This is a genomic window from Bradyrhizobium sp. LTSP857 (genome assembly GCF_000938285.1).
Lineage (GTDB): Bacteria > Pseudomonadota > Alphaproteobacteria > Rhizobiales > Xanthobacteraceae > Bradyrhizobium.
The window spans coordinates 71605-97912 of the sequence record NZ_JYMS01000014.1; the positions used below are offsets into that span (position 1 = coordinate 71605).

30 protein-coding genes and 1 pseudogene are annotated in these 26308 nt (G+C 63.7%); 14 read left to right on the top strand and 17 right to left on the bottom strand.

The window, feature by feature from the left end; genetic code table 11:
- The first annotated feature begins 82 nt into the window (after positions 1 to 82).
- Complete coding sequence (locus UP06_RS07410; RefSeq protein ID WP_045001746.1) at positions 83 to 469, top strand: VOC family protein; 387 nt, start codon at positions 83 to 85, stop codon at positions 467 to 469.
- A 101-nt stretch (positions 470 to 570) separates the two neighbouring features.
- Positions 571 to 1284, top strand: a complete 714-nt coding sequence (gene radC / locus UP06_RS07415; protein ID WP_045001747.1) for a RadC family protein — start codon at positions 571 to 573, stop codon at positions 1282 to 1284.
- A 92-nt stretch (positions 1285 to 1376) separates the two neighbouring features.
- Here radC and UP06_RS07420 read toward each other — a convergent pair whose 3' ends face one another.
- On the bottom strand, positions 1377 to 1961 hold the full coding sequence (locus UP06_RS07420; RefSeq protein WP_045001749.1) for a TetR/AcrR family transcriptional regulator: 585 nt from the start codon (positions 1959 to 1961) through the stop codon (positions 1377 to 1379).
- Between the two features lie 137 nt (positions 1962 to 2098).
- On the opposite strand from UP06_RS07420, the gene UP06_RS07425 reads away from it, so the two are divergent.
- The gene (locus UP06_RS07425) at positions 2099 to 3067 is read left to right on the top strand and encodes an SDR family NAD(P)-dependent oxidoreductase (RefSeq protein WP_045001798.1); all 969 of its coding nucleotides are present in this window, start codon (positions 2099 to 2101) and stop codon (positions 3065 to 3067) included.
- A 16-nt stretch (positions 3068 to 3083) separates the two neighbouring features.
- Here UP06_RS07425 and UP06_RS42650 read toward each other — a convergent pair whose 3' ends face one another.
- Positions 3084 to 3203 carry a zinc-binding dehydrogenase gene (locus UP06_RS42650; RefSeq protein WP_502691530.1) on the bottom strand — a complete coding sequence of 40 codons (120 nt, stop codon included), beginning with the start codon at positions 3201 to 3203 and terminating at the stop codon, positions 3084 to 3086.
- Positions 3204 to 3316: 113 nt separating this feature from the next.
- Between UP06_RS42650 and UP06_RS42520 the strand changes: the two are divergent.
- Positions 3317 to 3442 (top strand): annotated as a pseudogene (locus tag UP06_RS42520) (hypothetical protein); the annotation flags it as partial.
- Between the two features lie 90 nt (positions 3443 to 3532).
- On the opposite strand, the gene UP06_RS07430 reads toward UP06_RS42520, so the two are convergent.
- The gene (locus UP06_RS07430; protein ID WP_197087137.1) at positions 3533 to 4453 is read right to left on the bottom strand and encodes a LysR family transcriptional regulator; all 921 of its coding nucleotides are present in this window, start codon (positions 4451 to 4453) and stop codon (positions 3533 to 3535) included.
- A gap of 119 nt (positions 4454 to 4572) precedes the next feature.
- On the opposite strand from UP06_RS07430, the gene UP06_RS07435 reads away from it, so the two are divergent.
- The gene (locus UP06_RS07435; protein WP_045001751.1) at positions 4573 to 5568 is read left to right on the top strand and encodes a zinc-dependent alcohol dehydrogenase family protein; all 996 of its coding nucleotides are present in this window, start codon (positions 4573 to 4575) and stop codon (positions 5566 to 5568) included.
- Between the two features lie 5 nt (positions 5569 to 5573).
- Here the strand turns inward: UP06_RS07435 and UP06_RS07440 are convergent, their stop codons facing one another.
- On the bottom strand, positions 5574 to 6017 hold the full coding sequence (locus UP06_RS07440) for an RrF2 family transcriptional regulator (RefSeq protein ID WP_197087138.1): 444 nt from the start codon (positions 6015 to 6017) through the stop codon (positions 5574 to 5576).
- 97 nt (positions 6018 to 6114) lie between these two features.
- On the opposite strand from UP06_RS07440, the gene UP06_RS07445 reads away from it, so the two are divergent.
- On the top strand, positions 6115 to 6588 hold the full coding sequence (locus tag UP06_RS07445) for a nuclear transport factor 2 family protein (protein WP_045001752.1): 474 nt from the start codon (positions 6115 to 6117) through the stop codon (positions 6586 to 6588).
- Positions 6589 to 6642: 54 nt separating this feature from the next.
- Here UP06_RS07445 and UP06_RS07450 read toward each other — a convergent pair whose 3' ends face one another.
- Positions 6643 to 7050 (bottom strand): MarR family winged helix-turn-helix transcriptional regulator, encoded by a 408-nt coding sequence (locus tag UP06_RS07450; protein WP_045001754.1) that lies wholly within the window; start codon positions 7048 to 7050, stop codon positions 6643 to 6645.
- A gap of 47 nt (positions 7051 to 7097) precedes the next feature.
- On the opposite strand from UP06_RS07450, the gene UP06_RS07455 reads away from it, so the two are divergent.
- Together UP06_RS07455 and UP06_RS07460 are read left to right on the top strand one after the other, a co-directional pair.
- On the top strand, positions 7098 to 7889 hold the full coding sequence (locus UP06_RS07455; RefSeq protein ID WP_082081290.1) for an alpha/beta fold hydrolase: 792 nt from the start codon (positions 7098 to 7100) through the stop codon (positions 7887 to 7889).
- A 32-nt stretch (positions 7890 to 7921) separates the two neighbouring features.
- A complete protein-coding gene (locus UP06_RS07460; RefSeq protein WP_045001755.1) occupies positions 7922 to 8713 on the top strand; it encodes a bestrophin-like domain in 792 nt (263 codons plus the stop codon).
- Positions 8714 to 8746: 33 nt separating this feature from the next.
- On the opposite strand, the gene UP06_RS07465 is transcribed toward UP06_RS07460, so the two are convergent.
- From UP06_RS07465 to UP06_RS07485, 5 genes are all read right to left on the bottom strand, one after another.
- Positions 8747 to 9148, bottom strand: coding sequence for a VOC family protein (locus UP06_RS07465; RefSeq protein ID WP_045001802.1), 402 nt, complete (start codon positions 9146 to 9148; stop codon positions 8747 to 8749).
- A 24-nt stretch (positions 9149 to 9172) separates the two neighbouring features.
- Positions 9173 to 9754 carry a TetR/AcrR family transcriptional regulator gene (locus UP06_RS07470; protein WP_045001756.1) on the bottom strand — a complete coding sequence of 194 codons (582 nt, stop codon included), beginning with the start codon at positions 9752 to 9754 and terminating at the stop codon, positions 9173 to 9175.
- 393 nt (positions 9755 to 10147) lie between these two features.
- Positions 10148 to 10453, bottom strand: a complete 306-nt coding sequence (locus UP06_RS07475; protein WP_045001757.1) for a YMGG-like glycine zipper-containing protein — start codon at positions 10451 to 10453, stop codon at positions 10148 to 10150.
- A gap of 122 nt (positions 10454 to 10575) precedes the next feature.
- Complete coding sequence (locus tag UP06_RS07480; protein WP_045001759.1) at positions 10576 to 10896, bottom strand: hypothetical protein; 321 nt, start codon at positions 10894 to 10896, stop codon at positions 10576 to 10578.
- Between the two features lie 138 nt (positions 10897 to 11034).
- Complete coding sequence (locus UP06_RS07485; RefSeq protein WP_045001761.1) at positions 11035 to 11409, bottom strand: hypothetical protein; 375 nt, start codon at positions 11407 to 11409, stop codon at positions 11035 to 11037.
- 329 nt (positions 11410 to 11738) lie between these two features.
- On the opposite strand from UP06_RS07485, the gene UP06_RS39685 reads away from it, so the two are divergent.
- Positions 11739 to 13325 (top strand): peptidoglycan-binding protein, encoded by a 1587-nt coding sequence (locus tag UP06_RS39685; RefSeq protein ID WP_045001763.1) that lies wholly within the window; start codon positions 11739 to 11741, stop codon positions 13323 to 13325.
- Here the strand turns inward: UP06_RS39685 and UP06_RS07495 are convergent.
- From UP06_RS07495 to UP06_RS07525, 7 genes are all read right to left on the bottom strand, one after another.
- Positions 13322 to 14590 carry an RNA polymerase sigma factor gene (locus tag UP06_RS07495; protein ID WP_045001765.1) on the bottom strand — a complete coding sequence of 423 codons (1269 nt, stop codon included), beginning with the start codon at positions 14588 to 14590 and terminating at the stop codon, positions 13322 to 13324. The two genes, UP06_RS39685 and UP06_RS07495, sit on opposite strands and share 4 nt — an antisense overlap.
- A gap of 22 nt (positions 14591 to 14612) precedes the next feature.
- Entirely contained in the window at positions 14613 to 15020 is a 408-nt protein-coding gene (locus UP06_RS07500; protein WP_045001767.1) for a YciI family protein, read from the bottom strand.
- A 141-nt stretch (positions 15021 to 15161) separates the two neighbouring features.
- Positions 15162 to 15854 carry an AprI/Inh family metalloprotease inhibitor gene (locus tag UP06_RS07505; RefSeq protein ID WP_045001769.1) on the bottom strand — a complete coding sequence of 231 codons (693 nt, stop codon included), beginning with the start codon at positions 15852 to 15854 and terminating at the stop codon, positions 15162 to 15164.
- On the bottom strand, positions 15854 to 16843 hold the full coding sequence (locus tag UP06_RS07510; protein ID WP_045001771.1) for a 2-hydroxyacid dehydrogenase: 990 nt from the start codon (positions 16841 to 16843) through the stop codon (positions 15854 to 15856). The genes UP06_RS07505 and UP06_RS07510 overlap by 1 nt, the downstream gene beginning before the upstream one ends.
- Positions 16843 to 17661 carry an ABC transporter permease gene (locus UP06_RS07515; RefSeq protein WP_045001772.1) on the bottom strand — a complete coding sequence of 273 codons (819 nt, stop codon included), beginning with the start codon at positions 17659 to 17661 and terminating at the stop codon, positions 16843 to 16845. The genes UP06_RS07510 and UP06_RS07515 overlap by 1 nt, the downstream gene beginning before the upstream one ends.
- Complete coding sequence (locus tag UP06_RS07520; RefSeq protein WP_045001774.1) at positions 17658 to 18473, bottom strand: ABC transporter ATP-binding protein; 816 nt, start codon at positions 18471 to 18473, stop codon at positions 17658 to 17660. The genes UP06_RS07515 and UP06_RS07520 overlap by 4 nt, the downstream gene beginning before the upstream one ends.
- 10 nt (positions 18474 to 18483) lie before the next feature.
- On the bottom strand, positions 18484 to 19506 hold the full coding sequence (locus UP06_RS07525; protein WP_045001776.1) for an ABC transporter substrate-binding protein: 1023 nt from the start codon (positions 19504 to 19506) through the stop codon (positions 18484 to 18486).
- A 139-nt stretch (positions 19507 to 19645) separates the two neighbouring features.
- Here UP06_RS07525 and UP06_RS07530 point away from each other — a divergent pair, with 139 nt between their 5' ends.
- The 5 genes from UP06_RS07530 (at position 19646) to UP06_RS07550 (ending at position 26305) form a co-directional block, all read left to right on the top strand.
- The gene (locus UP06_RS07530) at positions 19646 to 20452 is read left to right on the top strand and encodes a creatininase family protein (protein ID WP_045001777.1); all 807 of its coding nucleotides are present in this window, start codon (positions 19646 to 19648) and stop codon (positions 20450 to 20452) included.
- Between the two features lie 139 nt (positions 20453 to 20591).
- Positions 20592 to 20849 carry a hypothetical protein gene (locus tag UP06_RS07535; protein WP_045001778.1) on the top strand — a complete coding sequence of 86 codons (258 nt, stop codon included), beginning with the start codon at positions 20592 to 20594 and terminating at the stop codon, positions 20847 to 20849.
- A gap of 350 nt (positions 20850 to 21199) precedes the next feature.
- On the top strand, positions 21200 to 23224 hold the full coding sequence (locus tag UP06_RS07540; protein WP_050031582.1) for a carbohydrate porin: 2025 nt from the start codon (positions 21200 to 21202) through the stop codon (positions 23222 to 23224).
- A 29-nt stretch (positions 23225 to 23253) separates the two neighbouring features.
- Positions 23254 to 24987, top strand: coding sequence for an ABC transporter permease (locus tag UP06_RS07545; protein WP_045001779.1), 1734 nt, complete (start codon positions 23254 to 23256; stop codon positions 24985 to 24987).
- A 13-nt stretch (positions 24988 to 25000) separates the two neighbouring features.
- Positions 25001 to 26305, top strand: coding sequence for an ABC transporter ATP-binding protein (locus UP06_RS07550; protein WP_045001805.1), 1305 nt, complete (start codon positions 25001 to 25003; stop codon positions 26303 to 26305).
- Positions 26306 to 26308: the final 3 nt, after the last annotated feature.

A 26308-nucleotide genomic window follows, 5' to 3' on the forward strand; every position in this document is an offset into this window, starting at 1 on the left:
GTTGTGTCACCGTGTCATATCGGCCGCCGCACAGCGTGGAATCCAGCTCCGTCCGTTCCTTTACCCTGAACGGAGAGCACACATGCGACTACAACATCTCAACCTCGCGACGTCAGACGTGGCGGCCCTCGCCGCCTTCTTCCAGCGCTTCTTCGGCTTCGCGCCCTATGCGGCCCGCGGCGAAGCGCTGGTCGTCTTGCGCGACAAGCAGGATTTCGTCCTGACATTGATGCGCGGCAAGACAGGCGAGCCGGCCGACTATCCGGCCAATTTCCATATCGGCTTCTATTATGACGAGGCGAGCGAGGTGGAGGCCAAGCACGCGGAATTGTCGACCGCAGACCTGAACCCGAGCAAGATCGCGTTCATGGACCGTGGCGGCGGCGCGCGCGTCCCGCACTTCTATTGCGCCGCGCCGGGCAATGTCCTGATCGAGGTCTGCACCCCGCCGGGCGGACTTGCCTCGTAGGCAGCCGACGGACATTCCGGCGGCCGGTTGCGAGACCGGCCGCCGATTATCACGACACTTCGTGGTTGCAAAACGCGCACCGTCCGGCATGGTTGTGGGCGATGCCGACCAAAACCGACCTCGACAACAGCAAGCCTGAGGACACGCCGCATTATCTCGGCCATCGCGAGCGGCTGCGCGAGCGCTTCTACAGTGCGGGTGCGGACGCGCTCAGCGATTACGAGCTGCTGGAGATGGCGCTGTTTCCGGCGCTGCCGCGGCGCGACACCAAACCGCTGGCGAAGACGCTGATCAAGACCTTCGGCTCGTTCGCCGAGGTCGTCCATGCGCCGGTGGCGCGGCTGCGCGAGGTCGACGGCGTGGGCGAAGCCGCAATCAACCAGCTCAAGCTGATTGCCGCCGCCGCGCACCGCGTCGCCAAGGGCGAGGTCAACAGCCGCAATGCGCTGTCGTCGTGGAACGAGGTGATCGCCTATTGCCGCACCAGCATGGCCTTTGCCGACAAGGAGCAATTCCGCCTGCTCTTCCTCGACAAGCGCAACCAGCTCATCGCCGACGAGGTGCAGCAGACCGGCACCGTCGATCACACCCCGGTCTATCCGCGCGAGGTGATCAAGCGCGCGCTGGAGCTATCCGCGACCGCGCTGATCCTGGTGCATAATCATCCCAGTGGCGATCCCTCGCCCTCGCAGGCGGACATCCAGATGACCAAGGCCATCATCGAGATCGCAAAGCCGCTCGGCATCGCCGTGCATGACCACATCATCGTCGGCAGGAACGGGCATGCGAGTTTGAAGGGGATGCGGCTGATTTGAGGGGCGTAAAATGACAAGAGGCGCCGCGGGGGCGCCGTCACTCGGCTGAGCAGGCGCGGCATGCAGCGGTCGACCGAAGGCGATGATACGACTCACGTCTTGTTCTGGACGCCCGCAATCAGGATGTCGACCATACGCTTCGCGGCCTGCTTACCAACCGGTCCCGAACTTAAATTCGCAACGCCGGCCAGCGCGCGCAGCAGGTCGAGCGGTTCAAGATCCAGACGGATGTCGCCGCTCGCGACCGCACGATCGATCAGCCTTCCAATTGCGCGCTTCATTTGTTCCGCGGACGCCGAGTACAGCTCGGACGTGCCGCCGACGATCGAATTGAGCGCCTCGGACATTCCGTGCTTGGCGGCCATATAATCCACGAACAACAGCAACCATTCGCGCAAGGCAGCCGTCGGAGAATGCGACTCGGCCAACCGCGTAGCGGCTGCAACAAGCTGTTCTGTCTCATTGCGGTAGACCGCCTCGATCAGCGCGTCGCGGGTCGGAAAATGACGGTAGAGAGTCCCGGCCCCTACACCCGCGGTCCGCGCGATCTCATCGAGACTGGCCCCCGGCCCTTTTTCAGCGAAGGCGGCCTTCGCGGTTTCGAGCAAGAGGATGCGGTTCCGCCGCGCATCGGCGCGCGGCTTGCGGGCGGTAGCGGCTTTCTCCTCATCGACCAACCCGAAAATACCCCTTGATAAACGGAGACTGTCTCCGTATTTAAAACGGAGACGCTCTCCTCTTACGTCAAAAGTCGTTGGCAGACAATGGTTTGCCGCCGGGGGGAGAGCTATGCCCAAAGATGAAGGAGTTTGTCATGACCAAAGGCTTCGGAGCGACGTCCACCACCGATGATGTGCTGGCGGGGGTCGATCTCAGCGGAAAGCGCGTCCTCATCACCGGCGTATCGGCCGGGCTGGGCGTGGAGACGGCGCGCGCGCTGGCGGCGCACGGGGCCCAGGTGGTCGGTGCGGCGCGCGATCTTGCCAAGGCGGAGCGGGCGACGAACGAGGTCCGTGCGCAGGCGGCGAATGGCGGTGGCTTTGAGATGGTGGAGCTGGATCTCGCCTCGCTCGAGAGCGTGCGCGCATGTGCCGACGCTTTGCTCGCCGACGGGCGGCGGTTCGACGCGGTGATCGCCAATGCGGGTGTGATGAGGACGCCCTTCGGGCACACCGCCGACGGCTTCGAGACGCAGTTCGGGACCAACCATCTCGGCCATTTCGTGCTGGCGAACCGCATCGCATCGCTGATCGTCCCGGGCGGACGGCTGGTGAATGTTGCCTCCTCCGGTCACCGCTATTCGGACGTCGACCTCGACGATCCCAATTTCGAGCGCACGCCCTACGACCCGATGATCGCCTATGGCCGGTCCAAGACCGCCAACATCCTGTTCGCGGTGGAGTTCGACCGGCGACACAAAGCGCGTGGGGTGCGGGCGATCGCGCTGCATCCGGGTGGGATCCAGACCGAGCTGGACCGTCACATGGCGCCTGGCGAGCTTGAAAATCTCGTGGCGCAGATCAATGCCCAGCTCGGGGCGGCGGGCCGGCCGCCCTTCCAGTTCAAGACGATTCCTCAGGGAGCCGCGACCTCGGTCTGGGCCGCCTTCGTCGCGCCGGCTGAGGAGGTCGGGGGCCGTTACTGCGAGAACTCGCAGGTGTCGCAGATCACCGACGCGCTGATCAGCCCGGTGAGCCCCGGCGTCAGGTCCTACGCCCTCGACCCGGAGCGCGCCAAGGCGCTCTGGGCCAAGAGCGAGGAACTGGTCGGCGAGCGATTCTGACCAGCGGACGCGAGAGTCACGGGATCAGCAGCAGCGTGCCGGTGGTGACGCGACTCTCCATGCCCGCATGCGCCCGCGCGGCTTCAGCGAACGGATAGACGCCTCCGATCCTGACCTTCAGGGCGCCGCTCGCGATTCAGTCGAACAGCTGAGCCGCGTGCGCGCGCAGCAGCGTCAGCGTATGCACATGGTCGGAGAAGCTAGCGTGGCCGATCTTGATGCTCTTCGGCAGGCTGATGATGTCGAGCGGCCAAGCCGTTCGGCATCGCCGTGCACGACCACATCATCGTCGGCACGAGCGGATACGCGAGCCTGCGCGGGATGCGGCTGGTAAGACGGGCATCGTCTCTCGGACCGATTTGCATTGATGCATAGCAATCCCGCCCGATACCCCACGGTCGTATCGGATCACGCGAGCGCATGCGCCGTCGGCTGGCTGGCTCGAAGCGCGGGCCTCAAAGCCTGCTAATCCGCTGCCGTGGGTAGATAGTCGGTTGCGTTCACGGGACGACGCATGCGCGTGATCGCAAACTCGATAAAGGCGCGCAATTTTGGCAGCGCCTGGCTGCGACTTGGGTGATAGAGCGAGAGCCCGGGCACATCTTCGCCAAAAGCATCGAGTACTGTTTCAAGCACCCCCGTATTCAGATAGGGTATGACGAGCGACCGCGGCAGGCGAAACAATCCAACACCGCGCAGTGCCGCCCTGATGCACAGATCAACATCGGAGATCACCAGCGGACCCGTGACCGCGATGGTGACAGGCCGCCCCTGAACGACAAATCGCCAGTGGTCCGCACCGCTCGCATCGGTCCGATAAAGGATGCAGCGGAAGCGCTGCAAATCTTCGGGGCGGACCGGCCGGCCCTGCGCCTTGAAGATGCTCGGCGTCCCCACCACGACAAACCGCTCGGCCAGCGTCAGGCGAACGGCGACCATATCCATTTCAACGAAATCGCCGAGCCGTATGCCCGCGTCATACCCTTCCGCGACGATATCGATCGGACGATCCTCGCCAACGAGCTCGAGCTGGATCAGTGGGTGGGCAGCCAGAAACTCGGGCAGCAGGCGGTTGATCAGCAACGGCAGGGCTGGCCGCGGCGCGTTGATGCGTAGCTTGCCCCGCGCGTCATCGCCTAACCCGCCAGCAGCGTCGATGCCGGCGCTCAACATATCCGCGGCCGGCCGCGCGTGGGCAAGAAGCCGTTCGCCTGCCTCCGTCAGGTTGACGCTTCTGGTCGTCCGCACAAAAAGAGGTGAGCCGATCCGGGCCTCGAGGTTCCGAATTGCCTGGCTGACAGCGGAAGGCGTCACCCCGAGACGCGCGGCCGCAGCCCGAAACCCCCGCAGCTCGGCAACGGCCAGAAACATGACCACGCCGTCCATTCGCGCTCGATCTATTGTGAAGCCAGGCTGCACAGCTCGTACCAATATGGAATGATTATCAAACAATCATGCTCCCGGTAGAGGGAAATCACAAGGCACCAAGCCCAGGAGCAAGATCGATGCGTTCATTCCACATCAACAGTTTTGGCGGACCCGACAGCCTGATCATCAAGGAGAGTGAGATTCCGCAGCCCAGCCGAGGTGAAGTCCTGGTCCGCGTCAGGGCATCGTCGCTCAACTTCCGCGATCTGATCATTTTCGCCGGCCAGTATCAGCCGCCCGCTCAAATTGGCTGCGTGCCGTTGTCGGATGGCGCTGGCGAAATCGAGGCGCTCGGTGAAGGTGTCAAGCGCGGCCGGGTCGGCGACAAGGTCGTCAATTGCTTCCTGCCCAACTGGTTTGGCGGAACGCTGAACACGCCACCCGAGCAGTGGGTCATCGATCACGACGGCTGGCTGACGGAATACAAGGTGGTCAATGCGGAGAGCCTCGTTCCCATGCCATCTCACATGAGCTTCGAGGAAGGCGCTACGTTGTCCTGCGCCGCGGTGACGGCTTGGTCGGCACTTGCCGGCGTTCGCGCCGGCGATCTGGTGCTCACTCAGGGCACCGGTGGCGTGTCACTGTTCGCAGTACAGCTGGCTGTTGCGCTTGGCGCCAGGGTGATTTCGACGACCTCCAGCCATGAGAAGGCCGAGATGCTTCGCAGGCTCGGCGCGCACGATGTCATCAATTACAATGCGACGCCCGAGTGGGGTGACGCGGTCCGCGAACTCACCAACGGCCGCGGCGTCGATCGCGTTGTCGAGGTGGGCGGCCCCGCGACTCTGCCCCAGTCGATGAAGGCCTCCGCGATTGGAGCGGAAATCTCCATCGTCGGCATCCTGGCGGGGTATGAAGGTGGCGTCGACTTCATGACCATGTTCAGGAGCCGGGTCGGCTTTCGCGCGGTGACAGTTGGAAGCCGCCGAGACCTTGAGGACATGTGCAGGGCGATGGAACAGCATGGCATTCGGCCGGTCATCGATAGCGTCCATGCATTCGACGACGCCAAAACGGCCATCACGCACTTCGGCGCGCGCAATGTCGTTGGCAAAGTCGTCATTGAGCACTGATCTTCCTAGACGCGCTCCGCGTCGAGGGTGCGAAGTTCCAAGAGGGCATCAGCCAGCGTCCGCTTGCTCAACAAACGCAACACCGACTCATCGACCTCGTCGGCCAGGTCCCCAAAGAATCGTTCGACATTGCAACTGACGAGGCACCGATGGGGGATATCGCTACGGCCGGTCCATAGCTTCTTGTCCCCCATTGTCGCCTTGTAGATTTCGCCGAGCGTAATCGCGGCGGCGTCGACGCTGAGGCTCACACCCCCGTCTCGTCCCATGGTCGAACGAACCAGACCCGCCTGCATCAGGGGCACCAACAAACGCCTGACGAATGTTGGATTGGAGTCGACCCCCTCAGCCAACTCAGCGGAGCTTAACCGTTCGACGCCTTCGGCCTGAGCCAGCGCCAGGCTGAGCATCATCTGCAAGGCAGTGGGGAAACGGACATCGATCATCATCTGCTCTCAGCTGGCCAAATATGTATCTTTTATTGTTGCATATCAAGCGCTATATATGTATCCATCATAGGACCATATTAACTCAAGGAGGCCTTCCATGTCCGATCAACGTGAAATCCAGGAGGTGATGGCGCGATACGTCCGGGCAGCCGACCACCGAGACGGAGCGGCAATGAGCAAGATCTTCCTGCCCGAAGGTAAGACCGAGATTTTCTACAACAACGCAGGCACAGCTGAGCGTCTTGGCGAGTTGGTCGGGGCGAAAGCGATCGGCGACGCCGTTACCATGTTGATGAAGCCGCATCCGCCACGGGGATGGAGCCATCACACCACCCACGACCCGATCATCGAAGTGAAGGGCGACACCGCGACGCTCGACGTCCAATTTGTGGTGTTCAACGTCGTCGGCGCAGAAAAGCCTGAAGGCGGTTGGCCGGAAGGGGCTTTTGGCGCGCAAGGAACCATCATCCCGATCGAGAGTGGCTACTACCGGCCGACTCTGAAGAAAGTCGATGGACGTTGGATGATAGCGCACCACCGCGTCTATCACGACATCCCGTACGCCTTCTAGGAGAGGCAATAGAGGGCGTTTCTCTTAGAGCGAAGGCCTGTCACGCGAAGGCTTTCAGGCCAGCAGTTTGGCGAGGAGCGCGCCGAGCGCATCCCGCTCTTCTTCGTCCAGAGATGCGAACGACAAGGCAAGCACCTTCGTCACCAGTCTGCGGCCCTTGCGCAGAAGATCGGTCCCATTCGGTGTCAACCGGTGATGGGCCACGCGTCCCGGCCCTTGAAGCCTTTCGATCAATCCAATGCGCAGCAAGCGGGCCATCAGCGTGCCAAACGCTTGATCGGAATTAAAGCTCAGTTCGGCCAGCCGATGCATGGAGGCACCGGGATTCCGGTCGATCTCCCGAAGAGCACTCCATTGCACGACGCTGACGCCGATGGTGGCGAGGCTGACGTCGATTTCACGGTGATGGCGGTGCTGGGCCCGCTTGATGAGCAGGCCAACATCTTCGATTGCGTATCTCATATCAATATGGTTATATAAATATATTGATATGTCAATCGGAGTTGAAGATGGCTATCGCACATCACACCGTCGACCTGTTCGCGGACACGCTGCAGCTGTCCTTTGCCGATGCAGGCGCCGGGCGGTCCTTTCTGCTGCTGCATGGCGGAGCGGGCCCGGCCTCGATGTATGGACTGGCCGAATCCCTTTCGACGAAGGCACGTACGATCACGCCGACCCATCCGGGCTTCAATGGCGCGCCGCGGCCGGAACGCTTTGACCGGATCGACGACCTGGTGCTGGCCTATTTATTGTTAATCGAACGATTGGACCTGAAGGATGTCGTGCTGGTTGGCAACTCGGTGGGCGGTTGGATCGCGGCCGAGATGGCGCTGCGCCTGTCGCCGAGGCTCGCGGGCGCGGTCTTGATCAATTCGGTGGGGATCGACGCCGGCAAGCCCGAACTGTCGATCGTCGATCCCACCGCCGTGGCTCCGGCGGAGCGCGCCGCCCTTGCATTCCACGATCCGCAGAAATTCGCCGTCTCGCCATCGACGCCGGAAGCGGCGGCCGCGATGCTGGACAACCATAGGGCCCTGCGCATCTATGCGGGCGAGCCCTTCATGCACGAGCCGACGCTGCGCGCGCGGCTGGCGAAGATGCCGATCCCGACGCTGGTCATCTGGGGCGAAAGCGACCGCATCGTCAGTCCTGATTATGGCCGCGTGCTGGCTTCCAGCATTCCCCAATCACGCTATGCGCCAGTGGCCGCGGCCGGCCACTTCCCTCAGATCGAGCAGTTAGCGGACGTCGAGCGCCTGATCAGCGCCTTCGCCGAGCGCTGCGCGGGATGCGGCTGATTTAAGTCGGCGAATCACGTAGCAGGAACGGCATGAGCGATTGGCTGCACAATTTGCCGGTGCCCGCGATGGCGCTGGTGATCTTTGGCTTCACTTATCTTCTGGCCGCGACCGTGTTCGCCTTCGTCGCGCTGGTCGCGACGGAGGAGCGCGCGAAGTCGCTGAAGGCGATCTCGCCGGGCATGCTGCCGGTGCTCGGCATCATCTTCGGCCTGTTCGTCGCCTTCACCGCGGCGCAGGTCTGGGGTGACAGCGACCGCGCCGGCGCCGCAGTGAGCCGCGAGGCCAGCGCGCTGCGCAGCGCCGTGCTGCTGGCCGCAGGGCTGCCGCCCGAGCAGGAGACCAAGCTACGCTCCCTTGTGCGCGACTATGTCGGGCAGGCTGTCGCGGTGGAATGGCCGATGATGGCGCATCAGGAGGCGTCGCTGAAGGTGACGCCGCCGGCGCTCGCCGAAGCCTTGCAGCTCGTCATCGCGATGACGCCGCAAGGGCGGGCTCAGGAGACCATGCAGCGCGAGATCCTCGCCGCGCTGGAGCAGGCGCTGGATGCGCGGCGGCAGCGGATCATCGTCAGCCTCGCCGCGGTGAATTCGGTGAAATGGTGGTGCCTGTATCTCCAGGCCTTATGCGAGCTCTTGGTGATCGGCTTCGTTCATTGCGACAACCGCCTGGGATCTGCAATCGCGATGGCGCTGTTCGCAACCGGCGTCGCCACCTCGGCCCTGCTGATCGCCGCGCACGACCGGCCGTTTACCGGCCATATCTCCATCACCCCGGAGCCGCTGCGCCAGATCATGCCGGAGACGCCGGCGGGACGAACATAGCTGCGCCGGCCGGTTGGCGACTAGGCTTTTGTGCTACGCCGGAAGCGCGCAGTTGAGCATCCACTGCACGCCGAAGCGATCGGTCAGCTTGCCGTAATAGTCGCCCCAGGGCTGGATGCCGAGCGGCGTGGTGATGATGCCGCCTTCGGCGAGGCGCGCGAACAGGTCCGTCGTCGCCTGTGTGCCGTTCATCATCAGGATGTGCGCTGAGCCGCGCATCGGTTCGGCATCGTCATTGTCCGATGCATAGAACCGGAGGCCCGGACCTTCGAACTTCGCATGCATGACCTTGCCCTGCATCGCGGCGTTCTTCAACGGCGGCCCGGCTTCGCCGTGGCGCTTGATCTCGGTCACCTCGCCGAGGCCGCAGGCGGTGTAGAAGGCGAGTGCAGCCTCGCACTGGGTCGTGAAGAAGAGATAGTTCGACATCTGCATGGACGGCTCCTCCATGTGAGGTGATCAGCTCTCGGCACAGGCGTTGAGCGCAGCCGCGCGGCACGCCGACGCAATCGCAGCGCCGACCTCCTTGTCGGCGACGGCCCGCGCCATGGTGACGCCGCCGGACAGGATCGAGAGCAGCGCCCATGCGCGCGCGCGCCTGTCCTTGACTGAGCGGCCCGGCAAACCATCCGCGACCGCGTTCACCACAGCCGTGATCTCGGTCTCGAACACGGTCTTGATTCCGTCATCGGCGCGCTGCACCTCGGAGGTCAGGCTCTGTAGCGCGCAGCTCGAACCGAGCTCGCAGACCCGCTTTTGTCCGAGATAGAAATCGACGAACACCGCGACCCATTTGGCGCCGTGCTCAGCCCGCAGGCTTTCGACGCCGGTGCGCAGTTCTTGCAGGCCTGCCACGAGTGCGGTCTCAAAGGCTTCGCCCTTGGATGAGAAGTGCCCGTAGAACGCGCCGGAGGTCACTTCGGCCTCCTTGGCAAGGCCGTCGACGCCGATGCCGCCAAAGCCCTGACGGCGAAAACCGCGCCCGGCCGCGGCGACCATACGTGCGCGGGCTTCTTCCTTGTGTCCGGTCTTGTAGCGCACGGCGGCACCTTTTTAGATCACGGTCGTTATATAACGATCGCAATATTATCACAAGCTGCGATCGCAGCCGGCGTTCGCCGCTCAACTCATCAAGGGAGCCTCAGTCATGCCCATCAACGTCCTCGCCACGGATGGCATCTTCAGTGCGGCCGCCGAAAGGCTGGCTTCGTCACTGAGGCCACCGACATCGTGTTCAGGGCCGCGGACGCCGCCATCCGCGCGAGCGGATTTTCGTCAATGGTCTACGCGGTGGATGGACTGTGTGCATCGCCGGCAAGGCCTACACCAATGCCGAGCTCGGGGAAGCTGTGAGCCGGGCCAGGGCTGCGTAAAGGCGGGCCATCAGACATGGAAGCGCCGGCGCGCACGAGACAGCGCCGGCGCGATGTCGGTTCAGTAGCAGTATCGCGGATCGACCGGGACGTAGCGGCCATCCGGGCGCTGCATATAGCAGCCGCGCTGATACGCGTAATAGCCGGACCGGCGGCGCTCGCCTTCGGAGGCAATCGCAGCACCCGTGCCAGCGCCGACGACGGCGCCAATCGCGGCGCCGCGGCCACCACCAAGCGCGCCACCCAGGATCGCTCCGCCGACACCGCCGATAATGGCGCCGCCGACAGCGTCCTGCGCCACCGCGTCATGGACAGGCATCGCCATGGCCACGCTCAGGCACGCTGCAATTCCAAGACCTCGAAGCATTCCGAATCCTCCTGTTCAGGGCCGCCCGTCATAGCGCCGGCAGGGGTGTGATGCCAGTGCAATCCGGCGCTCCCTCGCCTCTTGCGCCAGACTGGCCGGCCTGTCGCGACGGCTTGCGCGCCTCAGGCCGAGGGCCCCTTGTCCAGGGCAAAGGAGAGCACGATCGCGTCCGGCGTCTGCTTGAATTCCTTGGTCACCGCCGCGCGCACCAGACCGGCGAGGTCGTCCAAGGGCTTCTTCTGATAGAGGCCCGGGAATAGGACGGTCACCGATGTGAGGCGCCCATTGTGCCAGTTGAAGCCAACCCGTGGCTTGACGCCAGTCGACTGTTCGAGATCGCCCTCGACCGCCTGGGCTTGCTGTAGTCCGTCCTTCAGCGTGGCCACGACATCGCAGGCGGACAGGGCAAAGGCGAGGACAACGAGGATGACGGCTCTGAACATCGAGGGGCTCGGACGAAGTTGCACTCTCCGCATGGTTGCATAAACCGTATCATGCAACAAGGCAGGCGCGCAATCGACTGACGTTTCGTCCCTTCACCGCTATCTTTCAGAGCGACGACTGCCCGGCCGCCCGCGCAGCTACGGCTCGATCCAGCGCTGCACCGCTTCCGCGGTGTCAGCGGGCGTGGTGTTGAAGCAGATGGCGGCCTGCGGTGCCAAGCGGTGGACGAGGTTGAGCACCTTCTCGAACAGCAGCAGCCGCTCCTTCGGCTCGCGCAGGCCCGCACCGATGACGATGCAGTCGAAGCGTTCGTCGCGCAGCGCCGCTATCACGACGGCTTCCGCGGCCGCGTCGAGATCGATCAGGCAGCTCGTGACGTCATAGCCAAGATCGCGCAAGCGCAGAAGCTGCGCCTCGATATAGCTGCGCACGAGTTCCGGCGTGAGTTGCGGAAACGCGCTATAATCGGCGCTGCCGGGCTCGATGCCGATCGCGAGGACGCGCCTAGTCATGCAGAACTCCTTGCGGGATCATCTCCGTCATAAACGGATAGTGGCCCCCGCCAGTTCCTGGACTGTTGATCGTCATGCGCTCGCTGTCGATCCGAACTGCAATGCCGCCACCGGTGTGCGCTTGCGAAATCGCGCGGATATTGCGGCCTTTGACCGCAGTCTGCCGCCTCATTTCGCGCCGGACCTGTAAGCCACTTCACACACGCCAAGACGGCGACCTGCCACATTCGCCGTGCCACGCCGAGAGCCCATGCCGGCCGATGATGGCACGCGGCTCGCGCCTGATTTGCACGATGAACCGATAATTTAGCAATTCGCGGGAGCGGGATATGGTGTCATTCGAAAGTCTGAAAAGCGAATATGAGAGGAATTGGGCCAATCTCGAGATCCGGCCCGGACGCCTCGCCGATGCAAACGCCGTCGCGCGCAAGGCGATCAAGGGCAAGGAGACGTATCAGCAGGTCGAGCGGCTGACCGGCGTGCCCTGGCACTTCATCGCACTGTGCCACTATCGCGAATCCAATTTCGATTTCGACACCTATCTCGGCAACGGCGAAACGCTCCATCGCGTGACATGCCTCGTCCCGAAAGGGCGCGGCCCGTTCGCCTCGTTCGTCGACGGCGCCGTGGACGCGCTGAGGATCGAGAACTTCGTCGGAACGCAGGACTGGGGCATCGCACGCACCTTGTTCAGGCTCGAATGCTTCAATGGCCTCGGCTATCACGCCAAGGGCTGCAATTCGCCCTATCTCTATGGCGGCTCGACCCTCTATGGACCGCCCGAGGCCAGAGCCGGCAAATTCGTCGCGGACCACGTCTTCGATTCCAACCATGTCGATTCGCAGCTCGGCACCGCGGTGATCCTGCATGCGATGATGGCGCAAGATTCCTCGATCACCTTTGAGGGTAGCCCAGCCATGGCCATCCGTGCCGAGCCCGACGACGATATGGCACCGACGATTCTTCTCATGCAGCAGACACTCAACAAGCTCGGCGCCAATCCGCCGCTCGACGAAGACGGCATCAGCGGCCCGAAAACGAAGGCAGCGGTCTCGCAATTTCAGCAACGGAACGGCCTTCAGGACACCGGCCTTCTCGACGGAACCACAATTGCCGCCATCACGCGCGCGACGACGCAACCGGTCCAGACACCAACTGTCGATCTGTCCAAGATCCTGAAGCGACTGGATGACCTCACACAGGTCGTGCAGCCAGGAGGGACAACCCCGGCCGGCACGACACCGGCAGGCGCGACGGCGGGAGGACAGTCTGTCGATCTGTCTCAGATCCTGAGCCGGCTGGAAAATCTCGCGCAGCTCGTACAGTCGGGAGGCACGACGCCGATAGCGACCCCACCGGCAGGGACGACCGGAGTTCAGTCGACCCAGCTATCCCAGATCCTGAACCAACTGCAGAGCCTCACACAGGCCTTGCAGCCGGGAGCAACAACCCCCGTGAGCACAACGCCGGCAGCCAACAATACAGTCAGCGTGCTTGGACAGCTCCTCTCTCTCATCACCAAGACAGTGCCCGCGTCCGGAACGACCACGGCAACAAATCCTGCTCCTGCCAATCAGCTCAAACAGGTCGTCGACCTGCTCGGCGCCCTGCTCGGCAACAAGCCCGTCCTCGGCCAGGTGAACGGCGCGCTCGGCGAAACCATCGGCAAACTCTTGGACGGCAAGAAGACAGCCTTCGGTATCGGTGGCTCGCTCATCACCGCGCTGCTCTCGTCCGTGACGGCGAGCCCGACCGCCGGCGGTCTTGCCGGGCTGCTCGGGACGATCGCGACCTCGGTGCCGGGCCTGAGCCAATTCGCTCTCCCGATCTCGCTGGCGCTCACGGCCTGGGGCGTGCTCGGCAAGATGGAGAAATGGGCGCAAGGCACCGCGCCGCCGCCCAAGCCGACGACTTAGAGACGCTCGCCGCGTAGCGCCGCGGCGCGACGCTGCATGAGCGCGCGCTCACGTCCGTTGGTTGCGAGATGCGCGGCGGCTTCGAACGCCTGCCGCGCCTCTGCGATGCGCCCGAGCTTTTGCAGGAAGTCGCCTCGGACCGCCGGCAGATGATGATAGGCCGTCAGCGCCGGCTCGCCGGCGATTGCGTCCACGACGTCAAGTCCCGCTTGCGGTCCCTCGGCCATGCCGACAGCGATCGCGCGATTGAGCTCGATCACCGGCGAGCGCACCAGCCGCGTCAACCCGGCGTAAAGCTCCGCGACGCGCCGCCAGTCGGTGTTTGCAGCAGGCTCCGCCGTGGCGTGACAGGCCGCGATGGCGGCCTGAAGCGCGTAAAAACCTCCGCTGCCACCGAGCTCGCCGGCACGTGCGAGCGAGCGCAGGCCGCGACGGATCTGCAATTGATCCCACAGGGTGCGATCCTGGTCCATCATCAGAATGGGATCACCGTTCGCATCGGTGCGCGCGCGGACCCGCGAAGCATTCAGGTCCATCAGGGCAATGAGGCCATGAACTTCCGGCTCGTCCGGTGCCAGACCGGCGAGCACGCGGCCGATGCGCAGCGCCTCGTCACAGAGCTGCGGCCGCAGCCATTCCTCTCCCCGCGCGGCCGAATAACCCTCGTTGAAGATCAGATAGACAACCTCCAGCACCGAGGCGAGACGCTCCGACAACGCTTCGCCGCTCGGCGTCTCATAGGCGAGGCCGGATTCCGAGAGCGTCCGCTTGGCGCGGACGATGCGCTGCGAGATGGTTGCCTCCGGCACGAGATAGGCGCGCGCAATCTCAGGCGTGGTCAAGCCGCAGATCATGCGCAGCGCCAGCGCTGAACGGGCTTCGCGCGACAGGATCGGATGACAGGCCGTGAAGATCAGCCGCAACAATTCGTCGCCGATGTCATCGTCGAGCGCGGCATCGAAATCCGGCACGGTCGCCTGCTCCTGCATCATGTCCCGCGCCAGCATGTCGTGCTTGTCCGCGAGCATCTTGCCGCGGCGCAGATGATCAAGCGCACGGCGCCTGGCGGTCGTCATGAGCCAGGCGCCGGGATTTTCGGGCACGCCGATGACCGGCCAGGCTTCCAGCGCCGCGACCAGCGCGTCCTGGGTCAGCTCCTCCGCAAGCGGCACATCGCGCAGCATCCGCGACAGCGTGGCGATCAGCCGCGGCTGCACGACGCGCCAGGTGGCGCGGATGACGCGATCGATGTCGGCGGCCGTCATCGGGGACGAGCGGTGGTGTCCATCAGGCGTGGGCGACTACCCCCGCACGCGCGTTGACCTCACAGGCCACGTCCACGCCCGGCGTCGCGAACGCCCGCAATTCGCAGGTGCCTTCCCAGCCCGGCATGTGGTCGAGGTGCAACTGCATGAATTCCTTGGCCATCGCCAGGGCCTCGTCCTTGTCGCGCAATTCGAAAATGGCATAGCCGCCAATCACCTCCTTGGCCTCCACGAAGGGGCCGTCGGTGACGCTGAGCTTGCCATCGGCGACATGCACCCGCGCACCGGTGGCAAGCGGCATCAGGCCGCCATTATCGAGCATCCGGCCGGCCTTGATCTCCCGCTCGGAAATCCGCTGCATCGCCTCCATCAGCGCCGGTGTCGGGCCCGTAGCCGGCTTCGGGGAAGTCACGATGTACATGAAGCGCATGCAAAACTCCTGTTGAGGCGAGACGCGGCGAGTTTGGCCACGAAATCAGCTCGCTATTGGGATGACGATCCAGCCGACGCCGGATCGACATGGGCAACGGAAAATTTGCGCGAGCAGAAAAATTAAAAGAACGGATGGACGCTACTGGCGCAGCATGATCAGGGGATCGGCCGTATCGGGAACCCGTCGCCATTGCGCGTTGTCATCGGCCTCGAACTGCCAGACCTCGCCGGATTGCGACATCAGGATGATCTGGCCGCGTTCGAGCCGCCATTGCGTCGGGTTGAACTGCGCGATGGCCGCATCGCATTTCGGCTTGAGGAAGACCTGGAAATTGTCCGGCCCGGCTTCCGTGTTGGTCAGCGTCAGGCCGCAAACCGGCTGGCCGTTGCCGCGTACCATCGCCCAGTCGCCGATCATCTGGTCCATCGACTTGGCCATCGAGCGCGCGGCGGCGAGGTCTTGCAGGATGTAGACGCCTTCGCCCTGCCGCAGGCCTTCGAAGATGCCGGCCTCGACCTCGGTGAAGTCGATCACGGATTCACCGGTCGCATCCTGCAAACGGACGATGTCGAGGCCCTTGATGCTCCAGGCGACGATATCCTTGGTGAAGGGCAGCGCGGTCTTGCAGGCCGGCTCCAGCTCGAGCTTGAAACCCTGCGCCGCGGCGTCGGCCTTCATCGTGACGACGCAGGTCTTGCTGCGTTCGGTGGTCGAGAGCTCCCATTGTCCGGGCATCTCCTTCTTCAGGGTCGTCGTGTCCTGCGCCTGCGCAGCGCCCATCGCGGCAATACATGCCGCGATGGCTAACGCGAAGACCCGAAGAACGATCATCAGCGCCCCTTGACCGGCGTTTCCGCAACCGGCGTCAGCGGCGCCTTGCCGCCGAACCAGGTCTTGAGATTGTCGACCACGAGTTGGTCCATGGCGTTGCGCGTCACCACCGAGGCCGAGCCGATATGCGGCAGCAGGATGACGTTCTGCATGGTCTTGAGCTCGTCCGGCACGTTCGGCTCGGCCGCGAACACGTCGAGGCCGGCGGCGAGGATGGTGCCGGACTTCAGCGCCTGGACCAGCGCCGGCTCGTCGACCACGGAGCCGCGCGCGACGTTGACCAGCACGCCGCGGGGCCCAAGCGCCTTCAGCACCTCGGCATTGATCATCTTGTTGGTGCTGGCACCGCCGGGTACGATCACCATCAGCGTATCCACCGCCTTCGCCATCTCGATCAGGTCGGGATAGTGCTTGTAGGAGACGTCCTTGGACGGATTGCGGGTGTGATAGACCACGGGCACCAGCGAGGCATCGAGCCGGCGCGCGATCGCCTGGCCGATCCGGCCCATGCCGACGATGCCGACCTTGCGGTCGCGTAGCGAGCCGACGCTGAGCGGATAGTTCTGCGTCTGCCAAAGGCCGGAGCGCACGTAACGGTCGGCCTTGATGAATTCACGCAAGGTGGCAAGCAGCAGGCCCATCGCAACGTCGGCGACCTCCTCGGTCAAGACGTCAGGCGTGTTGGTGACGACGATGTTATGCTCAGCGGCATATTTGGCATCGATGTGGTCGTAGCCGACGCCGAAGCTCGCAACGATCTCGATCTTCGGCAATTGTGACAGCGAATCCTTGTCGGCGCGCACCGTGTGATAGGTCACCGCCACGCCGCGGATTTTTTCGCGGACCGCCGGCGTCAACCGCTCGAGGTCACCTCGCGTCTCGGCCTTGTGCACGACGAAATGATCGGAAAAACCGTTCTCGAGGATCGGCCGCACCGGCCCATAGATCAGGAGGTCGATCTTGTCGGACGAAATCGAACCGGCAGTCATCAGTTTTCCTTTCCAAGCGCGCTCTCGTGCCAGCGCCGTAAAACGAGATGCGAAACTAGCGCCAGCACCCCATAGATGACAATCCCGGCCAGCGACAACAAAAGCAGCGCTGCGAACATGCGGGGTATGTTCAACCGATAGCCGGATTCTGCGATTCTGTAGGCCAGCCCGGAGCCTGCGCCGGCCGTTCCTGCCGCAATCTCGGCCACGACAGCGCCGATCAGCGACAGCCCGCCGGCGATCCGCAGGCCGCCAAGGATATAGGGCAGCGCCGCCGGCAGCTTCAGAAAGCGCAGGGTCTGCTGTGGCGAGGCGCCATAAAGCTGGAACAGGCCTGCGAGATTGCGGTCGACCGAATTCAGCCCGAGCGTGGTGTTGGACAGCACCGGGAAAAAAGCGACGATGAAGGCGCAGACGACGACCGCGGTCTGCTGCTCCAGATAGATCAGAAGCAGCGGTGCAATCGCGATCACCGGCGTGACCTGGAGCACGACGGCGTAAGGAAACAGCGAATATTCCACCCATTTCGACTGGTTGAACAACAGCGCCAGCGCGATGCCGCCGAGGCTCGCGGCCACAAAACCTTCCAGTGTCGTCAGAAGCGTGGTCGCGAGCGATTGTGACAGCACCGCCCAGTCCTTGATCAGCGTCAGGAAGATGATCGAGGGCGCCGGAAGCACATAAGGCGGGATCTCCTTGATGCGGACCACGAGTTCCCAAGCCAGAAGTCCAGCCGCGAATACAACGACCGGCAGCACGAAGCGCACCGCGCGTTGCGCACCGGACGGTTTGGCGGCGATCGAGGGCTGAGCGTTCATAGCACTGACTGCCCCGAATAGGACGGTGCCAGTGCCGCCGACACTCTCCGGCAATAATCGGAATAGGCGGCCGAGGTGCGAAACTCCTCGCCGCGCGGCTCGACCGTCTCGATGCGGATGTCGGCCTGGATGCTGCCGGGCCGCGCCGTCATGACCACGACGCGTTGCGACAGATAGACGGATTCGAACACCGAATGGGTGACGAAGATGACGGTCTTGCGCAAGCCTCGCCACAGCGCGAGCAGATCGTTGTTGAGGCGGAAGCGCGTGATCTCGTCGAGCGCCGCGAACGGCTCATCCATCAGGAGGATATCGGGATCGGTAACGAGCGCGCGCGCCAGCGAGACCCGCATCTTCATGCCGCCGGACAGCTCACGCGGAAAGGCGTCGGCGAAATCGGCGAGGCCGACGCTCGCCAGCGCCGCGTCGGCTCGCGCGCGCCCTTCAGCCTTCGGGATGCCGCCAAGCTTCAGCGGCAACCGCACGTTCTCGCGCACGCTGGTCCAGGGCATCAGTGTCGGCTCCTGGAACACGAAGCCGATGCCCTGGCCCGGCTGTGCAGGGCCGTCGTGGTGCGCCACCCGCACGGTGCCAGACGACGGCGCGCCAAGCCCCGCAATCAGGCGCAACGCCGTCGACTTGCCGCAGCCGGACGGGCCGAGCAGCGAAATGAACTCTCCCTTGCGCACGGCGAGATCAAGCGGGCCGAGCGCCATGACGCCGTTGTCGTAGGTCTTCGTCACGCCGCGCAGGCTGACGGCCAAGGCCGTCAGGCCGGCCTCGACCCCCGCCGAAGTTTTGACTGAGGACATGGACCTTGCGTTACGGCTTGGCGGGGCGCAGCTCGACGCCGACGCCCTTGTTGACGAAGCGCAATGTGTAGGACTTACGGAAGTCGAGATCGGGTTTCACGACGCCGGCCTTCACCATCTTGTTGAAGAAGGAGGTATAGCGATCATCGCTCATCGCGCCGATGCCGTTCCTCAAGGACTCGCCGGAATCCACGATGCCGTATTCCTTCATCTTGGCGACGGAATAGGCGAGCAGCTCGTCGGTCATCTCCGGATTGAGCTTCTTGATCATGGCATTGCCGGCGGAATTGTCGCCGTAGATGTAGTTGTTCCAGCCGACGATGGAGGCATCGACGAAGCGCTGCACCAGGTCGGTCTTCTTGTCGACCAGATCGCGGCGGGTCTCGATCAGGGTCGAATAGGTGTTGAAGCCGGAATCGGCGAGCAGGATGACATTCGGCTTGAAGCCGGCGGCCTTCTCGACCGCGAAGGGCTCGGAGGTGACGTAGCCCTGCATCGCGCTCTTGGGGTTGGCGATGAAGGGCTGCGGATTGAAATTGTAAGGACGGACGTTCTTCTCGCTGAAACCGTATTCGGACTTCAGCCATTGGAAATAGCTGGTCATGCCTTCCTTGGAGACGAACAGCGTCAGCGGCTTCAAGTCCTCGATCTTGCTGACCTTCGCATCCGGCTGCGTCAGCATCACCTGCGGATCTTTCTGGAAGATCGCGGCGATCGTCACCACGGGGACGTTGTTGGCAACCGCGTCGAACGACATCAGTGTGTTCGCGGCCATGAAGAAATCGAGCTTGCCGGCGATCAGCAGCATCCGGTTGTTTTCGTTCGGCCCGCCCGGAACGATGGTGACGTCGAGGCCGTACTTCTGGTAGGTGCCGTCGGCGACCGCCTGGAAGAAGCCGCCATGTTCGGCTTCGGCGACCCAATTGGTGCCGAAAGCGACCTTGTCCAGGGTCTCGGCGCGCGCCGGCTGGCCCGCAACGAATACGGGACAAAGGGCAACCGTTAACGCTCGCCAGAGATGAATGAGGCGCATGATTGGACTCCGTCGATCGCTTCTAGCCGATACCAAACCAACACGATAAAACCGCAAGACATTCGGGGACGCGAGCCGGCCGGGCCCGCGTCCCCTGATAACCCCAAATTACGCGACAAATTCGGGCAAAGAAACCTTGATGACGCCTTCCCGCGACTGGACCGAGATCCACTGGGCCGACGCTGGCCATGCGGACGTGTCGCGCTGGATCGCGGTGCTGCCGCTGGCGGCGACCGAGCAGCACGGCCCGCATCTGCCGCTCGAGACCGATGTGCTGATCGCGGACGCCTATCTCGCGCGCGTGCGCGAGCTTTTGCCCGAAAACGTTCCGGCCAGTTTCCTTCCCGTTGAACCGGTCGGGATTTCCACCGAGCATATCGACTATCCGGGCACGCAGACGCTGCCGACCGAGACGGCGCTGAAGCGATGGACCGCAATCGGCGAGGACATCGCGCGGCGCGGGGTGAAAAAGCTCGTCATCATCACCAGCCATGGCGGCAACAGCGCGGCAATGATGCTGGTCGCGCAGGATTTGCGCGCGCATCAAAAACTGTTCGTGGTGACGACATCGTGGTCGCGGCTGTCAGGCGCGGACCAATTGTTCCCGGCCGACGAAGTGCGGCACGGCATTCATGGCGGCGCGGTCGAGACCTCGATCATGCTGGCGCGCTATCCCGATCAGGTGCGCGTTAATGCGATCGCCGATTTTCCCGCGAGCAGCATCGCAATGGACAAGGAATTTCGCTGGCTGTCGACGCAGCGGCCCGCGCCGTTCGCCTGGCAGGCGCAGGATCTCAACGCCAGCGGCGCGGTCGGCAACGCGACATTGGCTGTCGCTGAGAAGGGCGAGCAGCTCATCGATCAGGGCGCGCGCGCCTTCTGCGAGCTGTTGGCAGAGGTCGATAACTTCGACGTGAACAGGCTCGCCAAGGGCCCTCTCGGCTAGACCTCATCTTACTGGAATCATTCAGGAAAGAGCCAGGCACCACCGGCGCCTTTGCCGCCATCGAACCGGACTCGAAGAGCCTCCGTCCAACTGGGCACGCGGACCACAACGGACCGTCTCAACCCGGATAGAGTTTCACATGTCGATCAAGACCAAGATTGCCGCAGTCGCGCTCGCTGCCCTCGCCGTCAGCGGCAGCATCGCGGCCACCACGTCGCAGGCCGAAGCCAAGCCGCTCGGCTGGGCGATCGGCGCCGGCGTCGCCACCGCCGCCATTGTCGGCACCGCGGTCGCCGCGAGCAACCAGCCCTACGCCTACGGCTATCACCGCTGCGGCTGGGTCGCCCAGTACAACGCGTTCGGCCAGTACGTCGGCAACGTTCGTACTTGCTACTGATTTGAGGATCTGAGGCCGATCTCACGTGGATCCCGCGTCCGACACGGGCGCCTCATCCACCCCGTGTCGTGCCCCCGACCCCGCCCGGCTGTCCCCCCGGGCGGGGTCACCCGTTTTGGAGACCGGGAATTTGTTGCAGGCCCGTCACACAAGGCTGCCAACCATCGTCTGCGACATTCTGCACTAGTTGCTATTAAGAATTATTCGCAATAAGGTTCGCAACAAGCGCAGGGGCTTGGGACGAAATCGCGTCGCGTCGAGATCATCTCGTCGAATTGGCCGATCAACCGGAACCTGATGACAGGATCGTCGCGAATCGGCAGGGATGTCGGGGCGGTTGGGACACATTTATGTCTGGGGCGTGCGTTTTGACGTTGAGAGGTCACCGACATCAATTGTTGCGGACGGCGGCGGCGATCGCGGCCGGCGTGCTGGTCCTGCCGGGTGCAAGCTCGGCCGCCGACCTGCCGCTGAAGGCGCGCGCTGCGAGAACCGTCTACGACTGGACAGGTTTCTATGTCGGCGGCCATTTCGGCTATGGCGATGCGGGCTTTGGGCCCGGCACCAATCCCATGCCCGAGCAGGGCGTCGTCCTGCCGCACAGCGCGACCGGGCTCACCGGCGGCTATCAGCTCGGCTACAATCGCCAGCTCGCAAACCGCGTCGTGCTCGGCATCGAGGCAGATTCGACGTTCACGAGTCCGTCTGACGGCCCGGCCCTCTCACATTCACCGGCGCCCTTCCACACCACAATCGACTATGTCGGCACCGTGCGTGGCCGCGTCGGTTATGCCTTCGACCGCTTCATGCCCTATGTCACCGGCGGCTTCGCCTGGGGCCATACCCACATCAACGTCAACGACGGCGACGGCGTCACCGGATTATTTCCGGTCGGCCATTACCAGACCGGCTGGACCGCCGGTTTCGGGCTGGAATACGCGGTCAGCGGCAACTGGACAGCAAAGGCCGAATACGAATATGTCGACCTGTCGCGCAAGACTTACGATCTCAGCAGCTTTGGCCTCGGCAGCGTCAACGTCGATCCGCGCATCCATCTGTTCAAGCTCGGCCTGAACTACCAGTTCGGCGACACGCCATGGATGGCGCCGGTCAACGGCAAGACAAAACTCCCCGAGTCCGGCGACTGGAATGTGCACGCCCAGACGACGGTGCTGCCGCAAGGCTATGGGCCGATCCACTCGCCCTATGCGAGCCCGCAGAGCCTGCCCGGTAGCGGCCAGTTTCAGGCGACATGGACGACGACGGCATTCCTGGGTGCAAAACTCTGGGACGGCGGCGAGTTCTATTTCAATCCAGAGCTGGCGCAGGGATTTGGCATCAACGGCACGCTCGGACTTGCCGGCTTCTCCAACGGCGAAGCGCAGAAGGCCGGCGCGCCATTCCCGAAGATCCGGGCACAGCGCTATTACTTCAAGCAGACGTTCGGCCTCGGCGGCGAGCAGGAAGAGGTCGCCGACGCCCCGAACCAGCTTGCGGGAAAACGCGACATCGACCGCGTCACGCTGATCGTCGGCCGCTTCGCCGTCGGCGACTTCTTCGACGGCAATGCCTACGCGAAGGACCCGCGCGCCGACTTCATGAACTGGGCGATGTGGGCGTCCGCCGCGTACGACTTCCCCGCCGACCTGCCCGGCTATACCCGCGGCGCCGTGGTCGAGCTCAACCGCAAGGATTGGGCGATCCGCGCCGGCTTCTTCCAGGTGCCGGCCGCGCCGAACAGCGACGTGCTCACCTTCAAGACCGGCGGCACGGTGGTCGAGTTCGAGGAGCGGCATGCGATCTTCGAACAGCCCGGGAAACTGCGCGTCGGCGTCTTTGCCAACAGCGGCAACACGGCGAACTATCAGCAAGTGGTAGACCTCGCCGCCGCCAATCCGGCGCTCGACATCAACGACATCGTCACCGCGACCCAGCGCGACCGGCTCAAATACGGCTTCTACGTCAATCTCGAGCAGCAGATCGTCAACGACGTCGGATTGTTTGCGCGGGCGAGCTGGAACGACGGCCAGAACCAGATTCTCAACTTCACCGACATCGACCGCAGCGTTTCGGGCGGCCTGTCGATCAAGGGCAGCCGCTGGGGGCGTCCGGACGACACCATCGGCATCGGCGGCGCGATCAACGGCCTGTCGGCCGCACATCGCGACTTCCTCGCCGCCGGCGGCACTGGTCTGCTGATCGGCGACGGCCAGCTCAACTACCGCACCGAACGCATCCTCGAGGCCTACTACGCCTATGCGGTGATCAAAGGCGTCACGCTCACTGCCGACTATCAATTGATCACAAACCCGGCCTATAACGCCGACCGTGGGCCGGTCTCGATCTTCTCGGGCCGCCTGCACGCCGAGTTCTAGCCCGGGATTCTAGCCCAAGAGTGGGCCCCATGAAGCCAAGAGATAGCCGCACGGCCGCGATCGGCCGGGCGCTAAGCCCCAATGTCTGGGATGTCGTGGCACTGGTCCTGGTGATCGGCGCCATGGTGCTGATCGTCTATGGCGGCGAGCAAACCGTCGCGCCCCTGTCCGAGCTTGAACGCACGCCAGTCTCGCTCGATCCGGCAAACCTGCCGCTCTACGCGCTGCGCACCGTCTTGCGGATGCTGCTTGCGATGGTTTGCTCGATCATCTTCACGTTCATCTACGCGGCGGTCGCCGCCAGGAGCCGGCGCGCGGAGATGGTCATGATCCCGGTGCTGGACATTCTCCAGTCCGTGCCGATCCTGGGCTTTCTGACCTTCACCGTCGTCTTTTTCATGAATTTGTTTCCGAGCCAGGTGCTCGGCGCCGAGCTTGCCTCGGTGTTCGCAATCTTCACGAGCCAGGCCTGGAACATGACGTTCAGCATGTACCAGTCCATGCGCAACGTGCCGAAGGATCTGGAAGAGGCTACGCAGAGCTTTCATTTGTCCGGCTGGCAGCGCTTCTGGCGGCTCGACGTGCCCTTCGCGATGCCGGGACTGATCTGGAACGCGATGATGTCGATGTCGGGCGGATGGTTCTTCGTGGTCGCCTCGGAGGCGATCACCGTCGGCAACACCACGGTGACCTTGCCGGGCGTCGGCTCCTATGTCGCGCTGGCGATCCAGCAGCAGGATTTGCCGGCGATCATCTACGCCATCCTGGCGATGCTGCTCGTCATCATCGCCTATGATCAGTTGCTGTTCCGCCCCATCATCGCCTGGGCCGACAAATTCCGCTTCGAGCAGACGGCTTCCGGTGACCCACCGACCTCGTGGATGCTCGACTTGTTTCGCCGGACCCGGGCTTTGCGTGCCGTTACGCTTCCCTTTTCCGCCATCAATCGCGCGGTCTCGAATTTGCGCATCTCGCTGCCAAAACTGCGGCCGTCAGCGAATAGCAAAAGCCAGCCGTCACGACTGATCGACGGAGTTTGGCTTGCTCTCATCCTCGCAGGTACGGCCTATGCCGCCTGGCTGACCTATCGCTATCTATCGGCCAGTCTCGGACTGCCCGACGTCCTCATTGCGATCCGCGACGGGCTGATCACGCTGTTGCGCGTCATCATCCTGATCAGCCTCGCCACGCTGATCTGGGTGCCGATCGGCGTCTGGATCGGGCTGCGCCCGAAACTCGCCGAGCGGATTCAGCCGCTGGCACAGTTTCTGGCGGCCTTCCCGGCCAACCTCGCCTTTCCCGTATTCGTGGTCGCGATCGTCCGCTTCAAGCTGAACGCCAATATCTGGCTCAGCCCGCTGATGATCCTCGGCACGCAATGGTACATCCTGTTCAACGTCATCGCGGGCGCCAGCGCCTTTCCGACCGACCTGAGGGAGGCGGCGGGCAGCTTCCACCTCGGGGGATGGCGCTGGTGGACCAAGGTGATCCTGCCCGGCATCTTTCCCTATTACATCACCGGCGCGATCACCGCGTCCGGTGGTTCGTGGAACGCCTCGATCGTCGCCGAAGTGGCGAGCTGGGGCGACACGCATCTCAGTGCCACCGGGCTTGGCGCCTATATCGCCAGTGCGACGGAAGCCGGTGATTTCCCGCGCGTCGTGCTCGGCATCGCCACGATGTGCATCCTGGTAACGTTGTTCAATCGCCTGGTTTGGCGACCGCTCTACGCCTTTGGCGAACGCCGCCTGCGTCTCGGTTGATGAGGAGACCATCATGCTCGACCAACCCTCCGCTCTCATCGATATCCGCGGCGTCTGCCGATCCTTTCCCAAAGGCAGCGGCGAACAACTCCTGGTGCTCGAAAAGGTCGACCTCACGATCCGTTCTGGAGAGATCGTGGGCCTGCTCGGCCGCTCCGGCTCCGGCAAGTCCACTTTGCTGCGGATCATCGCCGGCCTCGTCACGCCCTCCTCGGGCAGCGCGACCTGCCGCGGCGAAACCATCGTCGGCCCGCCGAACGGCGTCGCCATGGTATTCCAATCGTTTGCACTGTTTCCCTGGTTGACGGTCCTCCAGAACGTCGAGCTCGGGCTGGAGGCGCTCGGTGTCGAATCCGCCGAGCGGCGCAAGCGCGCACTCGCCGCGATCGATCTGATCGGCCTCGACGGCTTCGAATCCGCCTTCCCCAAGGAGCTGTCGGGCGGCATGCGCCAGCGCGTCGGCTTCGCCCGTGCGCTGGTGGTGCATCCGGACCTCCTGCTGATGGACGAGCCGTTCTCGGCGCTCGACGTGCTCACCGCCGAAACGCTGCGCACCGATTTGATCGATCTCTGGATCGAGGGCCGGCTGCCAATCAAGTCCGTGTTGATGGTGACCCATAACATCGAGGAGGCGGTCCTGATGTGCGATCGCATCCTGGTGTTCTCGTCCAATCCCGGCCGCGTCGCCACCGAGATCAAGGTCGATCTGCCTCATCCGCGCAACCGCCTCGATCCGTATTTCCGCCAGCTCGTCGACAACATCTATGCCCGCATGACCCAGCGCACCGAGCCGAAGGCGCCTTCGATCGAGGGCATTCCCGGCACCGGTATCGGCATGACCCTGCATCACGTCTCATCCAACGTGCTGTCCGGCCTGATCGAAACGCTGGCAGGACCGCCCTATCACGGACATGCCGACCTGCCGGTGCTCGCAGGCCAGCTCCAGCTCGAAGCCGACGAAATCCTCCATCTCGGCGAGTCCCTCCAGCTCCTGCGCTTTGCGCAGCTCAGCGAAGGCGACCTGATGCTCACCGAAACAGGCAAGCGCTTCGCCCATCTCGAGACCGACGCGCGCAAGAAGCTGTTTGCCGAGCATCTCGTCACTTACGTGCCGGTCATGGGATTGATTCGCCGCGTGCTCGACGAACGCCCCTCGCATACCGCGCCGGCGGCTCGGTTCCGCAACGAGCTCGAAGACTACATGTCCGAGGACTATGCGGACGAGACGCTCAAGACGGTCGTGTCCTGGGGCCGCTATGCCGAACTGTTCGCCTATGACGAGCAGTCCGAAACGTTCAGCCTGGAAAACCCGGGCTGAGAC